The 2,329-nt window shown below is 65.4% G+C and carries 3 protein-coding genes; 2 read left to right on the top strand and 1 reads right to left on the bottom strand.

Going from position 1 to position 2,329, the window contains the following annotated elements; genetic code table 11:
- Both AC1VAN_RS18920 and AC1VAN_RS18915 read left to right on the top strand, forming a co-directional pair.
- Positions 1 to 843 (top strand): LysR substrate-binding domain-containing protein (locus tag AC1VAN_RS18920; protein WP_480986449.1); only part of this gene is annotated, 843 nt, incomplete at its 5' end.
- Positions 844 to 863: 20 nt separating this feature from the next.
- Positions 864 to 1,751, top strand: a complete 888-nt coding sequence (locus AC1VAN_RS18915; protein ID WP_480986450.1) for a methylenetetrahydrofolate reductase — start codon at positions 864 to 866, stop codon at positions 1,749 to 1,751.
- Positions 1,752 to 1,765: 14 nt separating this feature from the next.
- Here the strand turns inward: AC1VAN_RS18915 and AC1VAN_RS18910 are convergent.
- Positions 1,766 to 2,329: LysR substrate-binding domain-containing protein (locus tag AC1VAN_RS18910; protein ID WP_480986448.1), on the bottom strand; the 564-nt coding region annotated here is incomplete at its 5' end.

The raw sequence follows: 2,329 nt of genomic DNA, 5'->3' as shown, positions 1-2,329 counted from the left end.
GTGCTGAACCTGACCCAATCAGCCCTGAGCCACAGCATGAAGAAGCTGGAGCAGCAGTTGGGTACCAACGTCTGGCTGCGCGAAGGCCGCAGCCTGCGCCTGACCCAGGCGGGCCAGTACCTGTTGGCGGTGGCCAACCGGGTGCTGCCGCAGCTGGACCTGGCCGAGGAGCGGCTGGGCCAGTTCGCGCAGGGCGAGCGTGGCGCGCTGCGCATCGGCATGGAATGCCACCCCTGCTACCAGTGGCTGCTGAAGATCGTCTCGCCCTATCTGGCCAGCTGGCCCGACGTCGATGTGGACGTCAAGCAGAAGTTCCAGTTCGGTGGCATCGGCGCCCTGTTCGGCTATGAGATCGACCTGCTGGTCACGCCCGACCCGCTGTTGAAGCCGGGCCTGAAGTTCGTCCCCGTCTTCGATTACGAGCAGGTGCTGGTGGTGGCCAAGGGCCATGCGCTGGCGTCGGTCGAGCACGTCAAGCCCCGCCAGCTCAGCCAGGAAGTACTCATCAGCTATCCGGTGCCGTTCGAGCGGCTGGATATCTACAACCAGTTCCTGCTGCCTGCCGGGGTCACGCCCCGGCGCCACAAGGCCATCGAAACCACCGACATCATGATGCAGATGGTGGCCAGCGGTCGCGGCGTCGCCGCCATGCCGCGTTGGCTGGTGGAGGAATATGCAGCCCGCATGGACGTGGTACCGGTGCGTCTGGGTGCGAAAGGCATTCCCAAGCAGATCTACCTGGGCGCGCGTGAGGCCGATACCGGTATCGATTACCTGCAGGCGTTTGTCGAACTGGCACGGAACAGCTCCACAAGCGCCGGCAACCTGCCTGGAGCCGGCTGATGTCAGCAGGCGTTGGCCGCATGGAGCCATTGGCGCAGACCTTCGTCAACGCCTTTTCATTGGAAGTCAGTGCCAAGGCCATGCCTGCGTTGCGCGCCGAAGCCGCCCGCATTGCACGGGGGACGACGATCTCCATTCCCTACCTGCCGAGCGAGGACGATGCTGCGCGAMTGGCCGCGGCACGCAGGGTGCGCGAACTGGGGTTCGAGCCGATGCCGCACCTTTCCGCACGCCGCATCGGCTCGCGGGCTGCGCTTGAGCACTTCATCGAGCGTGCCGTCATCGACGCCGGCATTGAGCGCTGTTTCGTGATCGCAGGCGATCTTGCCACGCCTGCCGGGCCGTTCGCCGACAGCACATCGATCATCGAGAGCGGCATTCTCGAGCGCGCTGGCATCAGGGTCGTGGGGGTGGGCGGGCATCCGCAAGGCCATCCGGTGATGACCAGCGCCGAGAGGTGGCGCGTGCTTGAAAACAAGTGCCAGCGTATCGAAGAGCGAGGCATGGCACCGCTGGTCATCACCCAGTTCGCATTCGACGCCGATATCGTTCTGGCCTGGTTGAATGAACTGCGCGCCCGTGGCATCACCCATCCGGTGCTGGTGGGCGTTCCCGGGCCGGCCAGCATCGCGCGGCTTGTACGCTATGCGGCCATGTGCGGCGTCGCTGCAAGCACCTCGATGCTGTCCCGCTACGGCATCTCCATCGGCCGCCTGCTGGGAAGGGCCGGGCCGGATGTGTTCGTGGATCGCTTGGTAGAGGGCTTGACCGAAGCCCATGGGCAGGTCAGCCCGCATCTGTTTCCCTTCGGCGGTATCGCACCGACCATGGAGTGGGTGGAGCACTACCGGATGCGTGCAGGCGATGCGCACACGACCGGCCCACCTGTTGCCGATGAACCGTCATGACACGCATGGGCCTGTCATGGCCGATCACTGCACTCCTCACCCAGCCATTGGCAGAACGCCTGCACATCGGGGCGGTCCTGAGCCATCTCCCGACGGATCAACCAGAATGCGTAACGGTTCTCCAGCTCCAGGCTGAAGGGTTTCACCAGCCTGCCTTGGCGGAGATCGTCTTCCACCAGCGGCGCCACGCCGAGCGCCACGCCATGGCCGGCCACCGCCGCTTCCTGCGCAAGATAGATGCTGGGGAAGACCGGCCCAGCGCTTGCGTTGGCGTTGATGGCGCCGGCGGCCTCCAGCCAGTGTGACCACGCCGGCACGCCGGGGCGGTCCGTGGCACTTTCATCGTGCAACAACGTGCAGTGGCGCAGATCATCAGACCGCTGCAGCCGGCCAGCAGTGCCGGCCAGCAGCGCGGGCGAGCACACAGGGAATACCGGCGCCTTCAACAGCAGCTCAGCACGCACGCCGGTGTAGTTGCCTGCACCGTAGCGGATGCCGACATCGAATCCTCCGCGCAGAAAGTCGGCGTGTTCATTGCCGGTGTCGATGCGCACCCGGACATTGGGGTGCGCATGGTG

This window comes from Stenotrophomonas sp. 05L44_2 (genome assembly GCF_056665995.1).
The sequence above is the reverse complement of the archived record's forward strand: the minus strand, read 5'-3'. Positions and strand labels throughout refer to the sequence as shown.